19 protein-coding genes and 1 pseudogene are annotated in these 21,780 nt (G+C 36.0%); 14 read left to right on the top strand and 6 right to left on the bottom strand.

The genetic code is table 11. The annotated features are described in order from the left end of the window. Positions 1–428: 428 nt before the first annotated feature. On the top strand, positions 429–1,145 hold the full coding sequence (locus MY533_RS08760; RefSeq protein ID WP_248718789.1) for a DUF8548 family protein: 717 nt from the start codon (positions 429–431) through the stop codon (positions 1,143–1,145). A gap of 288 nt (positions 1,146–1,433) precedes the next feature. Here the strand turns inward: MY533_RS08760 and MY533_RS08765 are convergent, their stop codons facing one another. After that, the gene (locus tag MY533_RS08765; protein ID WP_248718790.1) at positions 1,434–1,637 is read right to left on the bottom strand and encodes a hypothetical protein; all 204 of its coding nucleotides are present in this window, start codon (positions 1,635–1,637) and stop codon (positions 1,434–1,436) included. A 471-nt stretch (positions 1,638–2,108) separates the two neighbouring features. Further along, complete coding sequence (locus MY533_RS08770) at positions 2,109–2,381, bottom strand: hypothetical protein (RefSeq protein ID WP_248718791.1); 273 nt, start codon at positions 2,379–2,381, stop codon at positions 2,109–2,111. 449 nt (positions 2,382–2,830) lie between these two features. Here MY533_RS08770 and MY533_RS08775 point away from each other — a divergent pair, with 449 nt between their 5' ends. From MY533_RS08775 to MY533_RS08795, 5 genes are all read left to right on the top strand, one after another. Further along, the gene (locus MY533_RS08775; RefSeq protein WP_248718792.1) at positions 2,831–3,529 is read left to right on the top strand and encodes a response regulator transcription factor; all 699 of its coding nucleotides are present in this window, start codon (positions 2,831–2,833) and stop codon (positions 3,527–3,529) included. Further along, a complete protein-coding gene (locus MY533_RS08780; RefSeq protein WP_248718793.1) occupies positions 3,526–4,974 on the top strand; it encodes a HAMP domain-containing sensor histidine kinase in 1,449 nt (482 codons plus the stop codon). Before MY533_RS08775 ends, MY533_RS08780 begins: the two co-directional genes overlap by 4 nt. Next, positions 4,974–6,041 (top strand): LolA family protein, encoded by a 1,068-nt coding sequence (locus tag MY533_RS08785; protein WP_248718794.1) that lies wholly within the window; start codon positions 4,974–4,976, stop codon positions 6,039–6,041. Before MY533_RS08780 ends, MY533_RS08785 begins: the two co-directional genes overlap by 1 nt. Positions 6,042–6,052: 11 nt before the next feature. After that, positions 6,053–6,274, top strand: a complete 222-nt coding sequence (locus MY533_RS08790; protein WP_132362857.1) for a hypothetical protein — start codon at positions 6,053–6,055, stop codon at positions 6,272–6,274. Between the two features lie 99 nt (positions 6,275–6,373). Continuing rightward, positions 6,374–7,327: an MBL fold metallo-hydrolase gene (locus tag MY533_RS08795; RefSeq protein WP_248718795.1), complete on the top strand. Its 954-nt coding sequence runs from the start codon at positions 6,374–6,376 to the stop codon at positions 7,325–7,327. A gap of 469 nt (positions 7,328–7,796) precedes the next feature. On the opposite strand, the gene MY533_RS08800 is transcribed toward MY533_RS08795, so the two are convergent. Next, a complete protein-coding gene (locus MY533_RS08800) occupies positions 7,797–8,069 on the bottom strand; it encodes a MerR family transcriptional regulator (RefSeq protein ID WP_248718796.1) in 273 nt (90 codons plus the stop codon). Positions 8,070–8,653: 584 nt separating this feature from the next. Between MY533_RS08800 and MY533_RS08805 the strand changes: the two genes are divergently transcribed. From MY533_RS08805 to MY533_RS08825, 5 genes are all read left to right on the top strand, one after another. Beyond that, entirely contained in the window at positions 8,654–10,102 is a 1,449-nt protein-coding gene (locus MY533_RS08805; RefSeq protein ID WP_248718797.1) for a GGDEF domain-containing protein, read from the top strand. Between the two features lie 230 nt (positions 10,103–10,332). Further along, entirely contained in the window at positions 10,333–10,848 is a 516-nt protein-coding gene (locus MY533_RS08810) for a sigma-70 family RNA polymerase sigma factor (RefSeq protein WP_248718798.1), read from the top strand. Continuing rightward, a complete protein-coding gene (locus tag MY533_RS08815) occupies positions 10,835–11,497 on the top strand; it encodes a TIGR04104 family putative zinc finger protein (RefSeq protein ID WP_248718799.1) in 663 nt (220 codons plus the stop codon). The genes MY533_RS08810 and MY533_RS08815 overlap by 14 nt, the downstream gene beginning before the upstream one ends. A gap of 147 nt (positions 11,498–11,644) precedes the next feature. Next, on the top strand, positions 11,645–12,220 hold the full coding sequence (locus MY533_RS08820; protein ID WP_248718800.1) for a biotin transporter BioY: 576 nt from the start codon (positions 11,645–11,647) through the stop codon (positions 12,218–12,220). 64 nt (positions 12,221–12,284) lie between these two features. After that, on the top strand, positions 12,285–13,859 hold the full coding sequence (locus tag MY533_RS08825) for an amidohydrolase (protein ID WP_248718801.1): 1,575 nt from the start codon (positions 12,285–12,287) through the stop codon (positions 13,857–13,859). 160 nt (positions 13,860–14,019) lie between these two features. Here MY533_RS08825 and vanY read toward each other — a convergent pair whose 3' ends face one another. From vanY to MY533_RS08840, 3 genes and pseudogenes are all read right to left on the bottom strand, one after another. Then, a complete protein-coding gene (gene vanY, locus MY533_RS08830) occupies positions 14,020–14,904 on the bottom strand; it encodes a VanY-A/VanY-F/VanY-M family D-Ala-D-Ala carboxypeptidase (RefSeq protein ID WP_248718802.1) in 885 nt (294 codons plus the stop codon). Between the two features lie 189 nt (positions 14,905–15,093). Beyond that, a pseudogene (locus tag MY533_RS08835) lies at positions 15,094–15,759 on the bottom strand (LysR family transcriptional regulator substrate-binding protein); the annotation flags it as partial. A 435-nt stretch (positions 15,760–16,194) separates the two neighbouring features. Further along, positions 16,195–17,073, bottom strand: a complete 879-nt coding sequence (locus MY533_RS08840; RefSeq protein ID WP_248718803.1) for a CPBP family intramembrane glutamic endopeptidase — start codon at positions 17,071–17,073, stop codon at positions 16,195–16,197. A 360-nt stretch (positions 17,074–17,433) separates the two neighbouring features. On the opposite strand from MY533_RS08840, the gene MY533_RS08845 reads away from it, so the two are divergent. The 3 genes from MY533_RS08845 (at position 17,434) to MY533_RS08855 (ending at position 21,459) form a co-directional block, all read left to right on the top strand. Then, complete coding sequence (locus tag MY533_RS08845) at positions 17,434–18,774, top strand: erythromycin esterase family protein (protein ID WP_248718804.1); 1,341 nt, start codon at positions 17,434–17,436, stop codon at positions 18,772–18,774. 201 nt (positions 18,775–18,975) lie between these two features. Beyond that, positions 18,976–19,554 (top strand): sensor domain-containing protein, encoded by a 579-nt coding sequence (locus MY533_RS08850; RefSeq protein WP_248718805.1) that lies wholly within the window; start codon positions 18,976–18,978, stop codon positions 19,552–19,554. A 117-nt stretch (positions 19,555–19,671) separates the two neighbouring features. After that, complete coding sequence (locus MY533_RS08855; RefSeq protein ID WP_248718806.1) at positions 19,672–21,459, top strand: helix-turn-helix transcriptional regulator; 1,788 nt, start codon at positions 19,672–19,674, stop codon at positions 21,457–21,459. Positions 21,460–21,780 lie beyond the last annotated feature (321 nt).

Genomic DNA, 21,780 nt, shown 5'->3' on the forward strand with positions numbered 1-21,780 from the left:
GTGGGAGGGAATGCACAAATTGCGTGCATTCCTTTTTTGTTTAATTAATTCGAAATGGATTGACAGACAGAAAGACAGGGTAGAGCGACGGAAAGAGAGACGAAGTGACGGAAGACCAGAGCAGAGCGACGGAAAGAAAAGGCGAAGCGACGGAAGGCCAGAGCAGAGCGACGGAAAGAAAAGACGAAGTGACGGAGGCCAGAGCAGTGCGATGGAAAGAATAATTGACCGTTTAGAGCGGGTGTCTAAATAGAAGTTATATAATCAACATTTGGTTGAATACTTAAAACAGGAGTTTTATGATTTACATAGATATATGAGTAATGGAGAAAAGATAAGTGAATTTACTTATAAGCTAGACTTGCTATGAACTATTATTTTTGAGGTTAAAAATAGTTAAGAAATCAAAGATTAAAAGGAGAATGGTTATGCCTCAAGCACTAAATAAAGATAATAATAAAATTGCTGTATTCTGTGAGGAAGTTTTAGAACTAGAAAGTGCAAAACTCCCTGATGAATATTATTACCCTAATCTTCCACTTTGTGTTATTGACTCAGTATTTTCTATAGGTGTTCGGTATGAAGGGGTTAAAAATACAGTAAATAGGTTTTGTAGTTATTTTAAACTTAATAAGGAACGCTTTGGAACCGAAATTCCTGAAATAAATGAACAATTTTCAATTGAACAATTTCTAAGTTCTTTTGAAAGTTTAGAATTAGAAATATTTGTGAGCGATGTATTCAAGAATAAGCAAAGAACCTCCCCAACAAACGGCATATTAAAAGTGGAAGCAGTTTATTTATTCTGTAAAGTCTTAATTAAGCATGGAGTAAACTATTTACAAGATGTAAAAAAAATATACGGTAATGAAGAATTTGAAAAAGAAATTAGAGCCATACCAGGTCAAAAAAGTGGTATTTCACTTGTTTATTTTTACATGTTAGCTGGGGATGACCAGTGGGTAAAACCTGATAGAATGATAGTACGATTTTTAGAAAAAGCGCTTCAGAGAAAGGTTAAGATTGAAGAAGCGCAAAGTTTATTAGAGGAAACTACTAAAATACTTATAAAACAGTATTCGAATATTACCCCACGATTACTTGATTATCAGATATGGAATTATGAAAGAAATAGCAGTAATTAAACTGATCTGCTAGTTATTAATGTTCTTAATAAAGACGACTATCTCAATATAAAAAAATCATTTAGATTAATGTGGGGATGGGAAGAGATTCTTTCAGGTTTTATCCTTATAGATATAGCTCAAATAATTAGTGCTGCCCAATATAGCAGTTTTCCCGTTTTCCCTAGTTTTACGTTGCAAGAAATGAATATTTTATTACGATATGTAGAGAACCCTGTAGCTCATAGTAGAATTTACGATAAGCTACAGGGTTCCTTTATTTAACGAGAAATTCTGTAATATATTTAATTACTCTGTAATCAGTATCGCCGCTGGGGTGTTAAGCGAGCCAGCTGTAGAAGTATAGACTGAATGTGTAACACTAGTTCCTTTAGGTATAGTAAATGTAGCAATCCGAACACCTTGGGTATTGGAAGCCAGTGTAGGAACACCGTAAGTTGGACCATTGTTCCAACGTACAGCGCCGCCGTATGAACCTCCACGACCTGTCAAATAGACCTTTAATGCCTTATCGTAGATATAGGGACGAACCTGAGAGTTTTAAGCTTTGCCTTGCGTACGAAAAATTATATATTATCTTTTCTAACGACTTAAAAGTTTCAAAAAAATAGTAAGTGAAAGAGTTAGTTTTGGGTTTAATGAAAAAAACCAATTATCCTTTATTGGTTTAGAAAATTTGTCTAAATAAGAATCAATATTATTTTAAGTTTTGCTGAACCTCAAGAAACCATTTTTCTTGAGGTTCTTTCCATCTATTAATTTAATTTGTTTTCTATCGAAATTTTCTTTGGTTTATATATGTTAAAAATTAAATAGTGGAGTGATGTTTGTATTATAATTCTTGATACTAACTAAACAACTAGGTTTCACTCCCTGAGAAACAAAAAAAGCGCATAACTCGTTAATGAGTCAATGCGCCTTTTTTAGTATTTATGTATTCCAATAAATACTAAAATGCCCTATCTAGTTTCTTTCAACTGCTACATGACACTTACTACCAACCATTTTATCGCATTTTACCTTTGTTTCGTATATTTTGCCATCATATCCTCTTTCTTGTACGATTACATACTTGTCATTTGCTCCGTTATTTACAAATATATAATCAACTGCATCGGGATATAAGTCCTTGACATAAACATACTCAGTCCACGCATTCGCTGATACTGCAGGAATAAGTATAGCTCCTGATAAAGCAAGTGATCCTACCATTTTTGAAATTTTTGATTTTAACATAATTAACTCCCCTTTGTATTAGTTTTTTCTATTAATAAGTTGCATTTAATAGAACAATACAACCATAACACAACAAAAATGAAAATGTTGTCGGAAATTGTAGTTTTTTAAATAAATTACATATATTACCGATTTTGTCACATTTATTTTTGGGTCAAAACATCACCAAGCCACTTCTAGGCCGAGCAGAACGACGGATAGAAAAGGCGAATCGACGGAAGGTCCGAGCAAAACGGAAAGCAAAAGTCAAAACGAGGGAAAGGCCGAGTAGGACCACGGATAACCAGCCCAGTTCGACGAATTCAAAAAGAAGCCGACAGATCGCTCATCCTGGCCGACGGAAAAAATGAGAAGTGACGGATAACCAAATCTATGATAATTATAAAGAAAGTATAAAGTTCAGAAAAAATGTCTTTTTACATAGTAAGGTTAGTTCAGGAGGAAAACAGATGAGAGAAAAGCTATTACTAATTGAGGATGATACGGCGATAGGACGTATTGTGAAGGATACGCTTGAGCAAGAGGGTTACCAAATTACTTGGGCAACAACAGGACTTGAAGGATTAACTGATTTTCAAGCGGATACGTTCGATTTAGTGTTAGTCGATTGGATGTTACCTGAGATGGATGGTCTGACGGTTTGCCAAAATATTCGTTGGGAAAGTGATGTTCCTATTTTAATGATGAGTGCGCGTAAGGAAGAGGCAGATAAGGTTGAGGGCTTGCAGGGCGCTGACGACTATATAGCGAAGCCATTTAGTTTAGAGGAGTTAAAGGCACGTGTAGCCTCACACTTACGTCGCTGGAAACGTTATACGAAAAAAGAATTAGCGGAAGAAGTTACATCCTTTACACACGGTTTAAAAATTGATTGGCAAAAGGAAACAGCGCGCCTTAATGATCAAGAGCTTGCCTTAACACAGAAGGAATTTGCTCTGTTAAAACTACTTGCGAAAAATCCAAGCCAAACCTTTTCAAAAGAAGAGCTCTATCAACATATTTGGCAACAGGCGAGCGTAGATGAAACACATACAGTAACAGTACATATAAAGGCACTACGGGAAAAGCTAAAAGATCCAGTAAAATCACCGTATTATATACAAACAGTATGGGGCAAAGGTTATCGCTTTATCGGTGAGCTACTATGAAAATTAAAACATGGTTACTCATCACTTTCTTCATCGTGATGGTTTTACCGATAACAGGTGCTTATAGCCTTTATGTATGGATTAATGCCTATTATCAAGATAAAAACGTTGGTGAGTATTTCGAAAAATTAACAGAGCTCAATCAGGTAAAATCTATTCTGGAAAATCCGCTGTATTATACGAAAAATGCAGATATAAAAGAAATTGAAGCACTAACGAATGATCAGCTCTCCATTACACTTTACTCGAAATCAGGCTTACGTTTGTATTCCTCTGATCCATTGAAACTGGTGTTTGATTCTAAAGATAGAGTTTTTAAAGGTTTATATGAGCTAAAGCAAAATTACAATGCCTTTACTTATAAAGAGCCTGTTTATCAAGATGGAGAATTGCTTGGGGTTTATGAGATTCAATTAGTTAGGAAGGATTGGGTAAAAGGCGTAGAAAGTCGTTCTTGGCTTGTAATAGCTAGCTCTATTGTATTATTTCTCCTTATTTATTTTGCAGTTATGATGCTACTTAACCGTAAATTAAATCGCCCGTTACATGAACTAATGCGACAAATGCGTACTTTTGCAAAGGGAGAGCATGTTGAGTCAAATTTAGTGGCTAGAAAAGATGAAATTGGAGAACTTGCTCAAACCTTTCTTGCCATGCAGGACGAAATTGAAACAGCACGTGCTCACTTGAAAACTGAACAACGGCAAAAGGAGTTAATGATTGCAAGTATTTCCCATGATTTAAAAACACCTCTTACAGCTATTCAAGCATATGCTGAGTCTTTACAAAGCAAGGCATTATCAAAAGAACAGCAAGACGAGTACCGACAAATTATTTTAACAAAATCTGAAACGATGAAACATATGCTAGAGGATTTACTAATGTACACTTTACTGCAATCGACAAGCTATCATTTAGAACTTGTTGCAGTTGATGGGGCCGAGTTTTTTGAAATGGCACTTTCAGATTATGAGCAGCTATGTAAAGATCAAGGATTTAAGCTTGAAGTTACTTGTGACATAGCGGGTATGTATGCAGTGCATCCGAAGCAGCTACAACGGGTGATCGACAATTTAATGAGTAATGCTTGGCGTTATGGAGCAGTGGGGACAACGATAGGTTTAGCAGCCGTTAATGCTGGACAATGTCCTATAGGGTGCTTTGATTTTGTATCACCAGCACTGAATAAGCAGCATGGTATGTATATCATTGTGCAAAATAGCGGGCAAGGTGTCAAAAAAGAGGATATTGAGAAACTATTCGAGCCCATGTACCAAGCAGATACAGCACGGACAAAGGCTGGGGAGCGTGGCACTGGACTAGGATTAAATATAGCAAAACAAATAATAGAAAAACACGGTGGGACAGTAGAGCTTGTATCGAAAGAAGGCTTTGGAACAGCTGTACTTTGCTGGCTGCCACCATTTAAAGGAGAGAATTCATAATGAAGTGGAAAAAATCATTACGAGCAGCAGGTTTAGTTGCCGCATTAACATTTAGCTTAGTAGGTTGTAATACAGAGGGGGCGTATTCACCACAGGAAATTATTGATCATGCATTACAGGAAACGAAAGAACCACTCGCTTATTACGGTGAATACACAATGGATATGGGCGAGGCTGGTGGAAAAATTCAAGTCAAAGAGTGGACTAAAGATGGTAAACGACGAATTGAATCAACTGCTGAAAATGGTGAGCATAGCATCGCAGTCAACAATGGCTCACAGGTTATTATGTATGATGTTGTGAAAAACACTGTTCATAAAATAGATATTAGTAAAGGTGGGGTAGATGAAATCCCATCACAAAGAGACCAGTTAGAATTACTATTTAACGCAGTAAAGGATACACATGATGTGAAAATGGCGGGAGAGGAGAAGATTGCTGGAAGAGATACGTATAAAGTTGTAGCGAAAGCTAAAAAAGATGATACTTTAATAGGCGATATAGAAGTATGGGTCGATAAAAAAACATGGGTAACGTTAAAAACAATCACAAATGGCGCTGGAAATAAAATGATAACAGAGTATACGAAAATAGATGAAAAGGCAAAAATTGATGATGCACAATTTACACTTGATATTCCAAAGGATGCAAAAGTGGAAGAAATAAATGTACCTGAATCCGAGTCAGTGACACTGGATACAGTGAAAGAACAGCTTGGCGAATTTTTAATGGTGCCAGAAGGAAACGGACTAACTTTGGAGGAAATTTCATTAGATAAAGGGATAGAAGATCGTTCAGAGTATACCTTTAGTTATGCGAAAAATGGTCAGCAAGATATTTCAGTAACAGTTTTTAAAGCAAATAGTAGTGCTAAGAAGGTAGAGCCTATTAAAGGTGAAAAAGAAATGGACATCCGAGGTCAAAAAGGTATTGTAATGGACGAGAATAAATTCCATTCGATTAGCTGGCAGGAAAACGGCTATCAATATAGCATGTTTATTGTAGACTCTAAGCGAACAATTGAAGATCTTGTAGCCTATACAAAACAAATGACCATCGTTAAGTGAGGTGAATGGGTATGAAAAGAAATGAATTTATAAAATGTCTCGCATTGTTTTTATTTAGCACAGTTTTTTTATACGGTGTAGGTGAAACATATGGCGTTCCATGGCTACAATTTCATTTCTTAGGACAATACAATGATGAAGGTTTTTATTTTAGTTTTAGTTCTTTAACCCCTATACTAGGTGGCTTACTAATTGTTGCGTTATATGAAACGAAGATTAAGCGACTTATTTAATACAATGAGAAAATCCACTTTGTAAAAAGAGTGGATTTTCTTGATTTATCTTCAAATGTGAATGTTATAATATGTAAAAACTTCTAGGGGGAGTTATAAATGGAACAGGGGATTGTAGAAACAAAATATTTTACTTTGCGTACTTTATGTGCCGGTGTGTTTGCTGCTATTGCTAAACCGGGTCAGGGTGCTTGGAGTAATGCAGGAATAATTGATTTAGGTGATGAGCTTCTAGTTTTTGATTCGCTAAGTACTCCTTCAGCGGGGGATGAGTTAAGGCGCCAAGCTGAAAGTTTAACGGGTAAGAAAGTAAAGTATTTGATTAACAGTCATTATCATGGGGATCATGTTTTTGGAAATCAAGTATTTTCAGATACAACGATTGTTTCTACATATGTAACGGAGAAATTGTGCAAAGAAAAAAATAAGATTGAAGATTATGAGAAGGAAGAGCAGGACATGAATCATTACCTGTTTCAGTTAAAAAATCAAATCGATTCGACAGAAGACAACATTATAAAAGCAAGCTTAATCAATCAATATCAAGAAATGTCGAAAGTGTTAGATGACCTATCTCAATTACAAATTGTACTACCATCCTTGTTGTTTGAAGAAAAATTAACTATCACCGGTTCCGAAAGAACTGTGAAATTATACTGTTTAGGCGGTGGACATTCACCGAGTGATACATTTATGTACCTTCCTAAAGAAAAAATAGCTTTTATGGGTGATATAGCGACTGAAAACTTACATGTACCGATTTATAATCCAGAAGAATTTTTGACGATATTAAAGCGAGTTAAACAAATCGATATAAATATACTTGTGCCTGGTCATGGTAATATTGCTGATTTGACTTTATGCGATACATTAATTGAGTATTTATCTTTCATGACCCAACGTGCAAAAGAAGCTCTTCAACGAAAATTGTCACGAGAAGATTTTATTGCTGAATTTGATCTACCTAAGGAGTATAAGGAGTGGAAGGGAGTAAACGGTATTAAAGCTAACCTTACAACGATATACACATACCTGCTAAAAAATCCACTTTAAAAACGTGGATTTTTTAGCGTTAGTTAAATACGGACACTGTTCATCCAGTTGTATAAAGAGCTATAACGGCTAAAGAGAATATCGCAAATTCAAACATAAAATGCCACATCCTATTTAATGGAAATGTTGCCTAGGGTGAACCAAACATACTCCAACTAACTACAAAAAAAAGCGCAAGAATCGCTGATAAAAGCGCAAGAATCGCTGATAAAATCGCGAACATCGCTGATAAAAGTGCAAGAATCGCTGATAGAACCACGAACATCGCTGATAAAAGTGCAAAAATCGCTGATAGAACCGCGAAAAAGCTTGTTAGCAGCGAAACTTTAGTCAAGTCCTTAATATTGTGTAAAAATATTATACAAAGTTTTCAACCCTGATTTTTATTTAAACGTCTGATACTTCAGCCATTAATGTTTGAGTGAGCTGTAAGGATTGAAGTGCCTGCTGATAAAAAAATAACTGCTGTTCAATGTTGGTGATTTTTGTTGAGAATAGCTGTACTGTTTGTTGATTGCAGGTATTTGAAGTTGGCTTTTGCTCTCAGCAGCTGTTTAATTTCTTGTAATGTAAAGCTGAGCTGTCTTAATACTAAAATAAATTTTATAGTATGTTCACAAGTGACATCATACACTCGATAGCCATTGTCCTGTTTATGTGGATGTAGTAATCCTTCTTTTTCATAGTAACGTACGGTATCGGTAGATAAATTATACTTAGTTGCAAATTGTTTAATAAGCATGTAAGCACCTCCTAATTTTATCCTAATATTGGAGTATGCTCCAAGGTCAATATGAATTTTCAAATTTTTATGAAATGAAGTGAAACGGTCAATTATTGGCAGTAGTTTATAAGGGGAGTTGGGAGGCATACTTGAAAAAATTATGAATGAACATGCAGAGCATTTCTTACGTCTCGCATATTTATGACACGGCAGAGGACATTGTACTAGAGGTTTTTATCAAATTTTTGCTGCAAGATTATGAAGAACGTGGACTGCTACGTGCTTTTTAACATTCTGAAACAAAGCAGATGAAGTGCCCAGCGACGGTAATTTTTATTCATTTCAAACATTCTGCAAGTCTCTTTAAAGAAGGGGGCTTGTTTTTTCTGTGTTGGGAAATTATAGTTTTTGTACTATCATAAATATTCAAAGGTCGTTTTTATAGGGGTGTATATTATCTTTTTGGGATAAATGAATCACTGTATGGTATTTTAAGGTTAAATTTACTCATTAATTTACAAATAAATGAGTCTGAGGAATTGTAATATTATGCACATAAAGATAGTATTAAAGAAGTAGGGGTTAATAGAAGGAGGGGCGGTATGAATACACAGGAGTTTGAGGAACTATGGATTACACTAAATGAATTGTATGATGCAAATCGCTTTATAGAATATATAGAATTAAGTAGTGCCGCAATTGAAAGTGCTATTGAGCTTGGTATGTATAAAAAAGCAATCCTGTTACTACGCTATAGCTGTGCAAGCTATTTCCAAACAGGTGATTTGCAAGTTTCTATTAGTGTACTTGAGAAGTATCGCGAATTAACCTTTCAATATGGCGATGATATTGATTTAATTCATCATTATATTATTGTAGCTATTTATTGGGGAACGTTTGGCCATATAAAGAAGTCTAAAGAGTTTATGTTTAAGGGACTAAAGATTGCTGAGCGTATTCAACATATAGATAGTATAGGGAAAATATATAATAATTTGAGCGACTTAGAAAACTCTTCAGGGAACTATCAAAAAGCAAAGGATTTTGCATTAAAGAGCTTATACTATGCCAATTATTTTGAGACCAAGCATGAAAATCCATATTCAGGGATTATGTATTCAAAAATAAACTTAGCTGTTGCCCAAATTAGTTTGGGGGAATTTGATGAAGCAGCTGAATTATTGCAAGAGTTGTTAGTGACGATTCAGAAACCTCCTTATTCAAAGCTACAATTGGAGGTTATAAATGCCTATGCTTTACTTTGTGAAAAACAGGGACGCATTTGCGAGGCCATTGATTTGTACCAAAAGTCGAAGCACTATGCCTTAAAAAATAATGATTTATCTATGCTTCAAACGATCTACAATTCTTTGGTGAAGCTAATAGAAAAGCAAGGTAATAAAATTATATTGTGCTCGATACAAAAGGAATATATTGACGTTTTATTGGAAATTCAAAGGGAAAATTATACTCATTTATTATTTGAGATGGAGTACGATGACCAGAAAAAACATTTTGAAAAAACTTCTTACATTGATCCATTAACGAATATTTATAATCGACGCTATTTTGATCAGAAAGCAGAGAAAATGGTGGAGAAAGCTTCAGTAGATAATCAGCAATTAGCATTAATGATGATTGACTTAGATCATTTTAAGGAAATCAATGATACAAATGGTCATTTGTTTGGTGATGATGCTTTAACGATTACTGCAACTACATTAAAGGACTATTTTCAAGCATATGAATCGATAGTAGCTCGTTTTGGTGGAGATGAGTTTATTGTACTTTGCAAATTACAGGAAGGTGAATCTGTTCAAACGATGACGGAAAATCTTTATCAAACATTAAATTCTCTGTCTTTACTAATTAATGATGAGACTGTCCATTTAGAATTTAGTATTGGTGTAAGTACAAATAAACAAGGCCAAATTACTGCGGTCGAAGAACTGATCCATAATGCGGACACAGCATTGTATACGTCCAAGCGCAATGGACGTAACCAAATTACGTTCTTTAATCAATATAATGATGTGGGAAATAGTATATAAACAGGTCAGATCATGGTACTGGCGAATTTTAAAATGTAAGCGTTCTATTCAGCGAAATATTTTTAATTTCTTAAACATCCGCTAAAGATTTAATCATAAAGGATCTGCTTCATTTCAACGCACAGTCGTTGGAGTTTGGCAGATTCTTTTCTTTATAAAATTTTTTTAATAAAATGAATCGGAAATGAAGTGGCATCCGTCAGTAGTTTAGAAAGAAGGTGAGACAACAAATGGATATCGAAAAAATTATTGCAGAGCACGGTGATTACTTACTAAAGGTTGCTTATTTATATGTGAAAAATGAAGCAACGGCTGAGGACATTGTGCAGGATGTGTTTATCGCCTTTTATCAAAAGCAGGAGCAATTTCGTCAAGAATCATCATTACGTACATATTTAGTAAAAATGACGGTCAATCGAAGCCATGATTATTTGCGTAGCTGGAAAAGTAAACGACTGACACTCTTTGAAAAAATAACAGGGCGTACGACAGCAATCACGCCTGAAAAGGAATTTCTTGCTAAGTCCACAAGGCGAGAGCTAGTAGAAGCTTTGTTTACATTATCTGTTACATATAGGGAAGTATTAATTCTCTATTATTTTGAAGATATGACGACAGTAGAAATTGCGCAGCTCGTATGTTGTCCAGAAGCAACAATACGTACAAGATTACAACGTGCGAGAAAGCAACTTGCAACAGCAATCGGTGATTATGATTGGGAGGTGTTACGCCATGAATCAATTTAAAGAAGATGTACTAAATGAACTTCGGGATGTAAAACTTACAGATGAAAAAAAACAAGCAATAGCCCAAAAAGCTTATCGAAAAACGAAACAAAGAAGAAGTAGTCCGTGGCAATATCGTGTGGTATTAGCAACGTTTACGATTTTTGTCATTGGTTTTAGTTATTTATTATCACACAATAAAAAATCAGGGAATCATCAGGCAGCTAGCTTACAGCAAGAAGCGGATGCATGGAGTATATTGACATTTTTACAAAACGATTTCGTAAAAGGTATTTTGCTTTTTAGCTTTTTCGTAAGCGTTGCCTTTATCGTCAAACTTGTGCTAATCAAGAAAGGATATGGCCTACCGGTGTGCATTGAGTGTGGGGAAACTTGGTCCGAGAAGCAAGCACGAAAAATGTACCGGAAAAATGGACAACTCGAATGTCCTTATTGTAGAAAAAAACAATATCGTACAAAAAAATCTATGCAAATAGGTGGCATTTTAGTATTTCCGGTTCCTTTTTTTACTTTTATGCAATTTATTTTTAATAATATTACGATTGGGATTATTTTCTTTATAGCTGGCGTTCTTATTTATTATCGTCAATTAGCACCATATGTCTTTGATTTGCAAGAAAATGACCCTACCAACGATCCGCTTTGGTAATTTGTGAAGAGAAATTGCTAGTTCACTATAGCAATTTCTTTTTTTATAGCAATTTTTCAAAATAGATTGACAACAGTTTTTTTTTGCTATATCTTTGTGTTAACTTATTTACAACATGAGTTAACGTACAAAGGGAGGCCATTTAGTTTGAAAAAGAGTAGTACATATAATTTTGTGTTAGCGGCATTTGGTGCAGCGATTATTGCTGTTCTTGCACAAGTAACGATTCCGCTACCACTTATTCCAATTACAGGACAAACATTAGCAGTAGGCTTAGTCGTAACGATTTTAGGGACAAGAGTTGGTACGCTATCAGTACTGCTTTATATTTTACTCGGTGCAGCTAGTCTTCCGGTATTTAGCGGTATGTCAGGGGGATTAGGTATTTTAGTTGGTCCTACAGGTGGCTATATTGTTGGATTCCTTGTTACGGCCATTATAATGGGCTTATACTTAGATACATTTGGACTGACTATTTTCCATGCAATTGTCGCGAACATCATAGGAATGGTTGTGACATTGGCGTTTGGAACGACTTGGTTAAAAATTGTCGGAGATTTAACTTGGACAGCTGCTTTTATGGGTGGAGCGGCACCATTTATCGTCGTAGGTATTGTGAAAGCTGTTCTAGCAGCATGGTTTGGTGTAATAGTACGTCGTCGCTTAGAGCGAGCACATTTAATTTCTTTCAGTGGGGGCCAAACACTCGCTGAAAGAAATTAAAGCCGATTCCGGACGGTAATTATGCCGAGACGTAATTAGAAGCAATTGCATAGGAGGAATTGTTTTGGCAACATTATGGACGGGTGGAAAAATTTACACGATGGCGCAAGTTGCCGAAACAGTTGAAGCAGTCCTTGTAAAAGAAGGAAAAATTGTGGCGACAGGCTCGGTAGATAGCTTGTCGCCACATGCTACTTCTATTCAACATTTGCAAGGCAATGTGATGTATCCAGGCTTTGTCGATAGTCATTTACATATTATTGGCTACGGGGAGAAATTAAAGCATATTGATGTATCGAACGTCAGAAGTAAGGAAGAGCTGCTGGCAATTATTCGTGAGCGGATGATAGAAGTTCCCGCAAATGAATGGGTAATCGCGATTGGGCTTAATGAGACGCAATTTAAAAATCCTATTTTCCCTACATTAGCGGAGCTTGATGCCTTAGGGGAAGCACATTTAATTATTAAGCGTAGCTGTCACCATTTAATTTTAGCTAATTCCAAGGCGCTGGCATTTGCGGGAATAACTAATGACACACGATCTCCAGAGGGTGGGGTCATTGATAAGGTGGATGGACAGCTAACAGGGGTTTTAAAAGATGCAGCATTGTATATGATTGTCAACCATATGCCTCATATTACGTCTGAATATATTGAGGATGCCCTCGAAAAGGCGGTAATATCGCTGCAATCATATGGTTTAGTAGGTGCTCATTCTGAGGATTTAAGCTATTACGGGCCACCGCTTCAACCAATACATGCTTTTCGAAAGATCATCGAGGCAAAGCGTTCGTTTAAAGTTCATTTATTACAACACCACACGGTATTTGAGGAAGTTGCTAAGATGAAAGAAGTATCTTCTCCGTATTTAGAGTTTGGTGCCATGAAGATCTTTATCGATGGTGCCTTTGGAGGACGTACTGCTGCTCTTCGTGAACCGTACTGTGATGAACCAGGCAATTGCGGTATGCTTGTACATTCAACAGAACAACTAGTGGAATATGTAAAACTTGCACGTCAACATGGACAAACAGTGGCAGTGCATGCCATTGGCGATTTAGCCATTGAAACAATTTTACAAGTATTTGCTGCTCATCCGCCTCGAGAAGGTCAATTAGATCGTGTTATTCATTGTAGCTTAGTCGATGAAGGGATTTTAGAAAAACTCGCTGCGTTGCCTATCGCAGTAGATATGCAGCCTCAATTTGTGCAGGGAGAGTATGAGGCAGAACTAGCTAGGCTAGGGGAGGAACGGGCAAAAGGCTTACACCCATTAAAATCACTACTAGATCGTGGATTAGTTGTTGCAGGTGGCAGTGATGCCCCGATTGAAGTGCCAAATCCCTTATATGGTATATATGCTGCAGTTACAAGGCGGAATTTTGGGGAATCGCATAATGGCTACGGTCCGGAAGAGAAGATTTCACGCTTTGAGGCAGTTAGGCTCTATACGATAGGAGCTGCACAAATAATAGCTCAAGACCATGCTCGAGGGAAGATTGAAAAGGGCTATACTGCAGACTTCACTATTTTAGAAGAAGATCTTTTTACAATAGCTATCGAAAATATTCCACAAGTAAAAGTCGCTTATACGGTTGTTAATGGGCGTATCGTTTATGAAAAACGCTGTAAAGAATAAACTTTACAGCGTTTTTGTGTCGCTAAAATAAATAATTAATAACATTGATTTTCACACCGAGTGGCGCTTTCCACGGGCTTGGTTTCAATCTACTTCATTGGGTGTTTCAGCGCAAGTCATTCCACAGAAGCCGCGGACTCTCCGTGAAAAGTCGAGTGTTCTACACGTCATCAGGAAATACTGTCACAATCACACCATCCGTATTATTGCCCGATACCTCATAACGAAGATTGGCCGGCACATTAATAGTGATATTTTCAGTAACAGGATAATAAAAGATTTCATTTTTTTGACCATTTACAGTAGCAGAAATATGTTTTTCTTCTTTTATATAGTCTAAATATTCCTCTAAAACAAAATTCTTTTCTTTCATAATCGCACTATGCGGTAAACCGACATAGCGGATATGCCACGGTTCATTCATAATTCCCGTTATATCCGTTTTATCCTCAGGATAACGTAGCGTAAAACCGTATTTCCAAGCGTTCTCTGCAATCCACTCTCCCTCAGGTGCTACCTCCATCTTCCCTTGTGTACTCCCCACATCAAGCGATAAACCTAAATTGTGCTCGCTGTAACCTGCTGGCAAGGCACGATTGGAACCCATTTCTTTATAAAGTTTAGTTTGCTCATCAAATCCTCGAAAACCACTGGAAATTAAAAAATTAGAAACGCCATCTTTTTTCGCATCAAGAACCATATTCGAAAATTTACTTGCTATATCTTCTGATAAATATGTTTCGCTATTAAACACTCTGTATCCTTTTACTAATTCTTTGCGAGCATATAAATGAATGACATCTGATTTTATACTTTCATTGTGAACTGGGTGCTTACTGTTGACTAAAAGCAAATTTCCTTGATAAATTTGTTCTACTGGAATTTCTACGTTTTTCATAGTTCCAGGGGACAACTTACTCTCCGCTACACCATTCGCATTATAGGTATTTACTATTACACCTTTTTCATCTTGAGAGAACGGTACTATCTTAAAGGCTGTTACACCTATACAAATTGCAAAAATTAAAAAGCTCAACTTTTTCATTCTTATTTTCTCCCTTATACTTCTTTACTTAAAAGATTATAAGTTAAATTAATGAAGAAAAAAGTAGGATAAATCTTAAGTTTGTCTTAATTTACGTACTAGGAAATATGAAGCTCTTTTGTTCACTTATCACTTTTTTAACTAAAACCCTCACATTCACTATTTTTTGAATAGCAACAATCTTGTTTTTTAGACCAATAACGATTCAATTAATTTCATAAGTTGTAGTTTTGTCTGGCTTAAATAGTTTCTTTTTTTAAAAGAAATTAATAACCCTATAGGCATTTGGGGATCAAATCCATTGACCTTTAATCGTATACTTGTTTGTTCTAAACAAGTTCCGTTTGGGATAATGCCTATTACATTCCCAAAAATCATTTGTGGAATGAGATGCAATGCACTACAATTGTAGACTCTTTTAAAGGATAAATTGTTTTCTGATAAGAAAGCATTTACAGATTGAGAATAAAAACAGCTATTCTCTCCAATTATAATAGGGTAATTAATGATATCTGATATTTCAACTGTCTCTTTTTCTAATATTGGATGATTAGGGTTATTGACAATAAATTCTATTCGTTCTTTACAAAGTGGCTTGAAATTCACATTGGAGCTATCTTTGGTGTTTCCACAAACAGCAAAATCAATTTTATTTTGAGCTACCATTGGTAATAAAAGCGCTGTATTTCCCACGACAAAATCACAATGTATGTACGGTTTTTCATTGTTTAAATAGTTTAATATCGGCGTGATTAATTTTTGGGCAACAGATTCTGTTAGTCCTATTTTTAATGTTCCTTTCTCCTCATTACTTAGTCGCTGCGCTTGTGTTATTGAATAATCCCAATGCATTAGGCTTATCAAGACCTAATTTAAAAAAAGATAGGAAATTTAAAGGGTTCTACATATTAGATATTACTAATATGTAGAATCCTTTCCTTTTTTTACTAAAGGGTGCTTTAGTTTAATAAGGACAGCTACGCTTCTTAACAATCACGCCCGATTGCTAAATTAGTGAAAGCTACTTTTCAATTGTAAATTCTTGACTATGAGTGCTACCATACACCGATTACGAGTCAATAGCGATTTCATAGTTTCCTTTTAAGAATCTCATTTGTATTACTTTCATGTCTTTGAATATTCATAATTGCACCTCCATTATATTTGTATATAACATGTGACTAATTATGATCTTTATGAATAAGTTAACCATATTTTCCTAATATTTTTAGGAGCATCTTATTTCGCCTTGTTACATTTCACTAATTGAATTTAAAACACATCCGTATGCTATTTGGTGAAATTTACCATTTGAGACGTAATTATTGCAGTAATTAAGATAATAGTAGCGGTTATCAAACCAGATTCTCCAATCCAAATCTCAGTTTGATATCCTGTACTTGCACGTGCGAAAGGTCCTTGAATAATGGCATTCCAAGTAGTATGGATGATAACCGAAGGCCAAATGCTACCTGTGATAAGTCGTAAATAGGCTGTAATATAACTGAATGGCACAATACAAAAATAGATGCCAAGTACTGAAAGAAGGACAGATGGTCCCTCTACATATAGACCAGCAATAACTATTGGAACATGCCACGTTGCCCAAATCAATCCACTAATAAGGATGGGCCGTGAAAACTCTGCATCGACTAGCCTTGTGAGCATATAACCTCGCCAACCCATTTCTTCTCCCAAAACTGGGATTAAGCTAAGTAAACTTCCGAAAATGCCGCTCAATACTACTAGATAAATGAAACTGAATGGGGCCGTTAGATACTGAAGCCCAAGTATATTGTAGATTGGTTCTAACATACCACCTTCGGGATTCTGAAACCCCGCAATTCCGCTCAACCAGGCGATAGAATAAGTAATTCCACAAATAATCATAGGGATTAGCAGAGCAAAACCAATCCCCTTCCATATCTTTAAGTTACCGAGACTAAAAGATACATCTTTAAACCCTTCTTTCAGTATTATGCGAGTCAAAACAGAAGAAAATGCTGGGGTAAACATATATACCACAATAAGCGGCATACTTTTCGTAATTATTACTACTACATTTAGGATGATAGAAGTAATGATTAAAATACTCAGAAAGAGTTGAAGTCCTATTTTAGCACGTTGGATTTTATCTTTATTGTGGAACGATTTTGCGTGTAATATCATTGTAATCCGCCCTTCCCCTTTAATTCATTTGTTTATCGTATTTACTTCCTGTCATTTCCACAGACACAACTTAGAATAAAAATATTTTGGCATACAGATTAATTCATCTTTAAAATCCCTCCCAAATTTATAATCTAGTCTTACTTGCGACTCATCAATGTAATTATTATTTATAAGTTGTCATAGCCGATAGTACAAAAGTGTAATGATTTTCCTATGACCTGTGTCAATTAACCTTATGACAATATGTAACTAGAAAATATGATATGGGATAGATAACAATTGAATTAAGGCAATTGATTCGTGCAAGTACATGAATCAATCTTGCTTTTACAAATAATTCAATTGAGGTGGAAAAAAATGAATAAGAAAAGAATAATTGCAATGGTTAGTACAGCTTTATTAGTCACAGGATGTGGAGAAGTAGGAAAGGCTCAAACAGTAGCAGTCGAAAAAGTAGCAGTCGAAAATTCAGGCCAATCAATCCAAAAAAATATAGTTAAATCAATACAATCACAGGCTTATCCATTAAAAACGATAGAGCCGTCAAAATCATTTGAGGATTTAAAACCACTTAAGAAGATGATTGGGAGCGCACAATATGTAGGATTAGGAGAGAATACTCATGGAAGCTCTGAAATTTTCACTATGAAGTTTCGCCTTGTGAAATATTTAGTTACTGAGATGGGTTTTACAAATTTCACAATGGAAGAAGATTGGGGAAACGGCTTAAAACTAAATGAATATATCCAAACAGGAAAAGGAAACCCTAGGGAATTTTTAAATTATTTATATCCTACTGATGAAATTATAGCCATGATTGAGTGGATGAAAGATTATAATGCTGATCCATCCAATAAAAAAAAGATCCAATTTATTGGGCTCGACTTAAAGGAGTTGGACCAAGGCTGCTTTAATAAAGTAATTGATTATGTAAGGCTGCATCGGCCAGATTTGCTGGCAGAAGTAGAAGAAAATTATAAAGAATTGTCGGCTTTTAATGGAAGTACACAGGAATATATGGACCTTGCTCCTGAAATAAAAGAAAAGTTCAAGGCAAACGCTGAGAGAGTAGCTCGATTATTAAAAGATGAGAATAAGCAAGCCAACACAGAAATAGCTTCACCCGAGTACATCTGGGCGAAAGCAACGGCAAGTGCAATAGAGAAATTTACCACAATGCTAATTCCTAACGACTATCCAAGTATGTTAAAGCTACATGAGCAATACTTGGCCGATCATGCAATGTGGGCACAAGAGACATTGGGTGGTAAAACGATGGTATGGGGACACAATATTCATATAGCTAAAGGAATTATCGATGAGAAATTATACCCTTATGTTGCGGGGCAGTATTTGAAGGAACGTTTAGACAATAATTATGTCACAATTGGCAGTACAACCACGGAGGGGAATTTCACCTTATACAATGACACCCAAGATAAGATTATAACGGACCCGATTCCACAAGATGTAAATAGTTTCAATTATACCCTCGGAAAAGTACCCTATAAAATGTTTTTATTGGATAACCGTAACCTTAAAGGACCAGCAGAGAAATGGGTTAAAACAAAAAGACCATTACTAAGTATAGGAGCACGACTCGTACCGAACGAATCGGCATACTTTGATAAGTCATTGCTTGAGCAATTTGATATTATTTTTCATATTCGAAAAACAAGTCCATCTCATATTCAATAAAAGTACAAAACAATCCGTTCTTGCATCTGCAAGAACGGGATTGTTTTATGGTGATTGATATAAGCATCTTTTTTAACCAGAAGTAGGTTACTCTCCCCTTTTTAGCATCGTTTAGAATTGTCATATGACACTTTTACACTAGTGAAAATGACAAAAAAAGCAGTACAATTCGGTTATTACATAGATAGGAGCGAGAACTTTATGAAATCAAGATTCATCCAGAATGGTTATTTTTTATTGCTAACTTTCGTTACAGGATTGTTTTATTTTTGTTTTTATCTAATAGCTCTGCTATTCAGCTTCACCCTTTCATTTTCGGTAATTGGGATTCCACTAGTTATACGCGTACTACAGACTACTACACCTTTTATCCAATTCGAGCGCATACAGACGAAAATTTATACAGATATTTCAACAGACTCTTATGATAGAAGTATAACAATAGATACATCGAACTGGACTCAGGTGAAATTAGTGCTTACCGATCGTCGCAATTGGTCTGCTGTCTATTGGTTAATGCAGAAATTTGTGATTGGCATTTTTAGTCTCATTTGTGCAACCATTTTTTATATAATGCCACTTATGTTGCTGTTCGCACCGCTACTGTATAGCTACATCGAAATGAATATTATATTCATACAGATAGATACTTTTGCCAAGTCACTCTTTGTAATGTCTATGGGTATAGTATTTATCGCCATAAGTAGTAGAATAGTAGATCGTTTGACAAAGAAAATTGGGGGCTATACACGTAGCATGATCCGGCAACTAAATCAATAGAAGTTTACCTTCTATGAGAGAATTGCAGTGTGAAATTAAAAAGTACAACAACAATGTATGAAGGATTAATTTATAATATAGGAAGTAAAAAGGTAGGCTATTTAGGGGGTAAATGACTTGTTTGAAATGGTTAAGTATTGGGTTTGGTACGATTGGATTATGTTAGGAGTCCGTATACTTGTTAGTGTCTCTATCGCCATAACCACATTCGATTTTCAGGATAGTTTAACATTGCCACTTTGGATTATTATTCTTTGGGAAATTATTGCCTTCTCGATTCCATGGGTAGCCTTATTGTTCAATTACAAATACTACTTGTTCACAGAAATACTGCTATATGGGGGACTGTGTATATATTTAACTTCTTTATTTCCGGGAGCTAACGTTACATTTCTTATATCGGTTTTTCTAATTGCTGCGAATAGTCAGCATCTTTCCTATTATTGGACAGCTCCAACAACAGTTTTTATAACAACTGGAATTTTCTATGCGGTTGCGCCAAGTAATAGCTATTGGATTATGGTTACCTACCATGGACTTGCTTATGTAATGGGCTTCGCTTTCCATTTATTAATTGTCAATCATAAGCAAAATGAAGCGATTCGTAAACAAAACGCGGTACTTGAGCAATATATGTCTCAGATTGAACGTATTACACTCGCAGAAGAACGGAACAGGCTGTCGAGCGAGCTTCATGATACAGTTGGTCACGCTTATACTTCTATTATTATGGGGATGGAAACGTTGCGTACCGAACTTGCTACTGAAATGGGTATACAGAGGCTAGATTCTTTGCTTGAAATGGGACGTAAAAGCATCGAGGACGTGAGAGGTTACCTACATCAAATGGATTCTCCGTGTCAATCGTCTTCCTTGATTCAATCTCTACAAAATCTTGGAGCCGAATTTCAGGAGCACGCTCAGGTAAATGTAAGTTTTAGGACATTCGGAGAGGAATATCAACTGTCTCAGCAAGCGAAGATCGCATTCATTCGTTGCTTACAAGAATGTCTTACAAATGCAGTACGTCATGGTCAGGGGACTGAAATTATAGTTTCATTGCAGTTTGAACAACAATATACGAGGTTAGAAGTTCAAGATAACGGAAAAGGAAATGTAGAATGGCAGGAAGGCTTCGGTATGAATGCGATGAAAGAACGGGCAATGAATTTGCAGGGGCAATTGTCTGTATATACAAAGCCAGAGGAAGGAATGCTTGTTACATGTACCATACCGCGACAAATTGAAATAAAAGATGGACTTATTCGTTTGTTAATTGTAGACGACCAGCCATTTGTTCGAGAAAGTTTGAGGACACTACTCGATAGATATGAAGATTTAAATGTAGTCGGTTTGGCTGAGGATGGCAATCAAGCCATCGATTTGTGTGGGCGCCTTCAACCCCACGTTATACTTATGGATTTAGATATGCAGCACATGGATGGAATCGAAGCAACCAAAAAGATTAAGCAACAATGGCCACATATCCGCGTATTGATTTTTACAACGTTTCAAGATACCGAACAGGCGTTAGAATCGCTTCGCAACGGTGCGGATGGTTTTGTACTCAAATCTATTGAAACGTTGGAGCTAGCTAATACGATCCGACTTATTCACAAAGGTGGGACACTGATTGATCAGGGGATGTCTCACAAAATATTTGAGAAGTTTGTTGAGCAAAAAGAGACACCACAATCAAAAGCAACCGCTTATGAGCTAACAGCTAGGGAGATAGAAATATTGCAGCTAGTAGCAAAAGGACTTCGATACAATACGATAGCTTCAAGGCTATATTTATCGAATGGTACGGTCAGGAACTATGCTTCAACAGCTTACTCAAAGTTGGGAGTGCGTAACAAGGAAGAAGCTGTCCACAAGGCTCTAGAAATTGGAATTATTGATTGAACTACCCCCACTTTCACTTCGTTTAGAAGTGGGGGATTCCTAAGTAAAGAGTTCTATCGAACATAAAAACACCCCTACGGTGCAGGACCTAGCTTAACAAGAACTATCCAATTTTTCTAAGAATGCATTAATTATTTGAAGATATTTATTTAAATCTGGCTCCCATAGTTCATGTCCCGAACTAGCTATCTCAATTATGTTCACATCATTAAGGTAATTCCTATATTTCCAACTTCCATTTCTTTCAAAAGTGAACCATCAGTTCCACCCTTAATAATTATACAGGTACTTTAATCAAGGATAATTCACTATAAAGGTCAA

Source organism: Lysinibacillus sp. Ag94, from assembly GCF_023242215.1.
Lineage (GTDB): Bacteria > Bacillota > Bacilli > Bacillales_A > Planococcaceae > Lysinibacillus.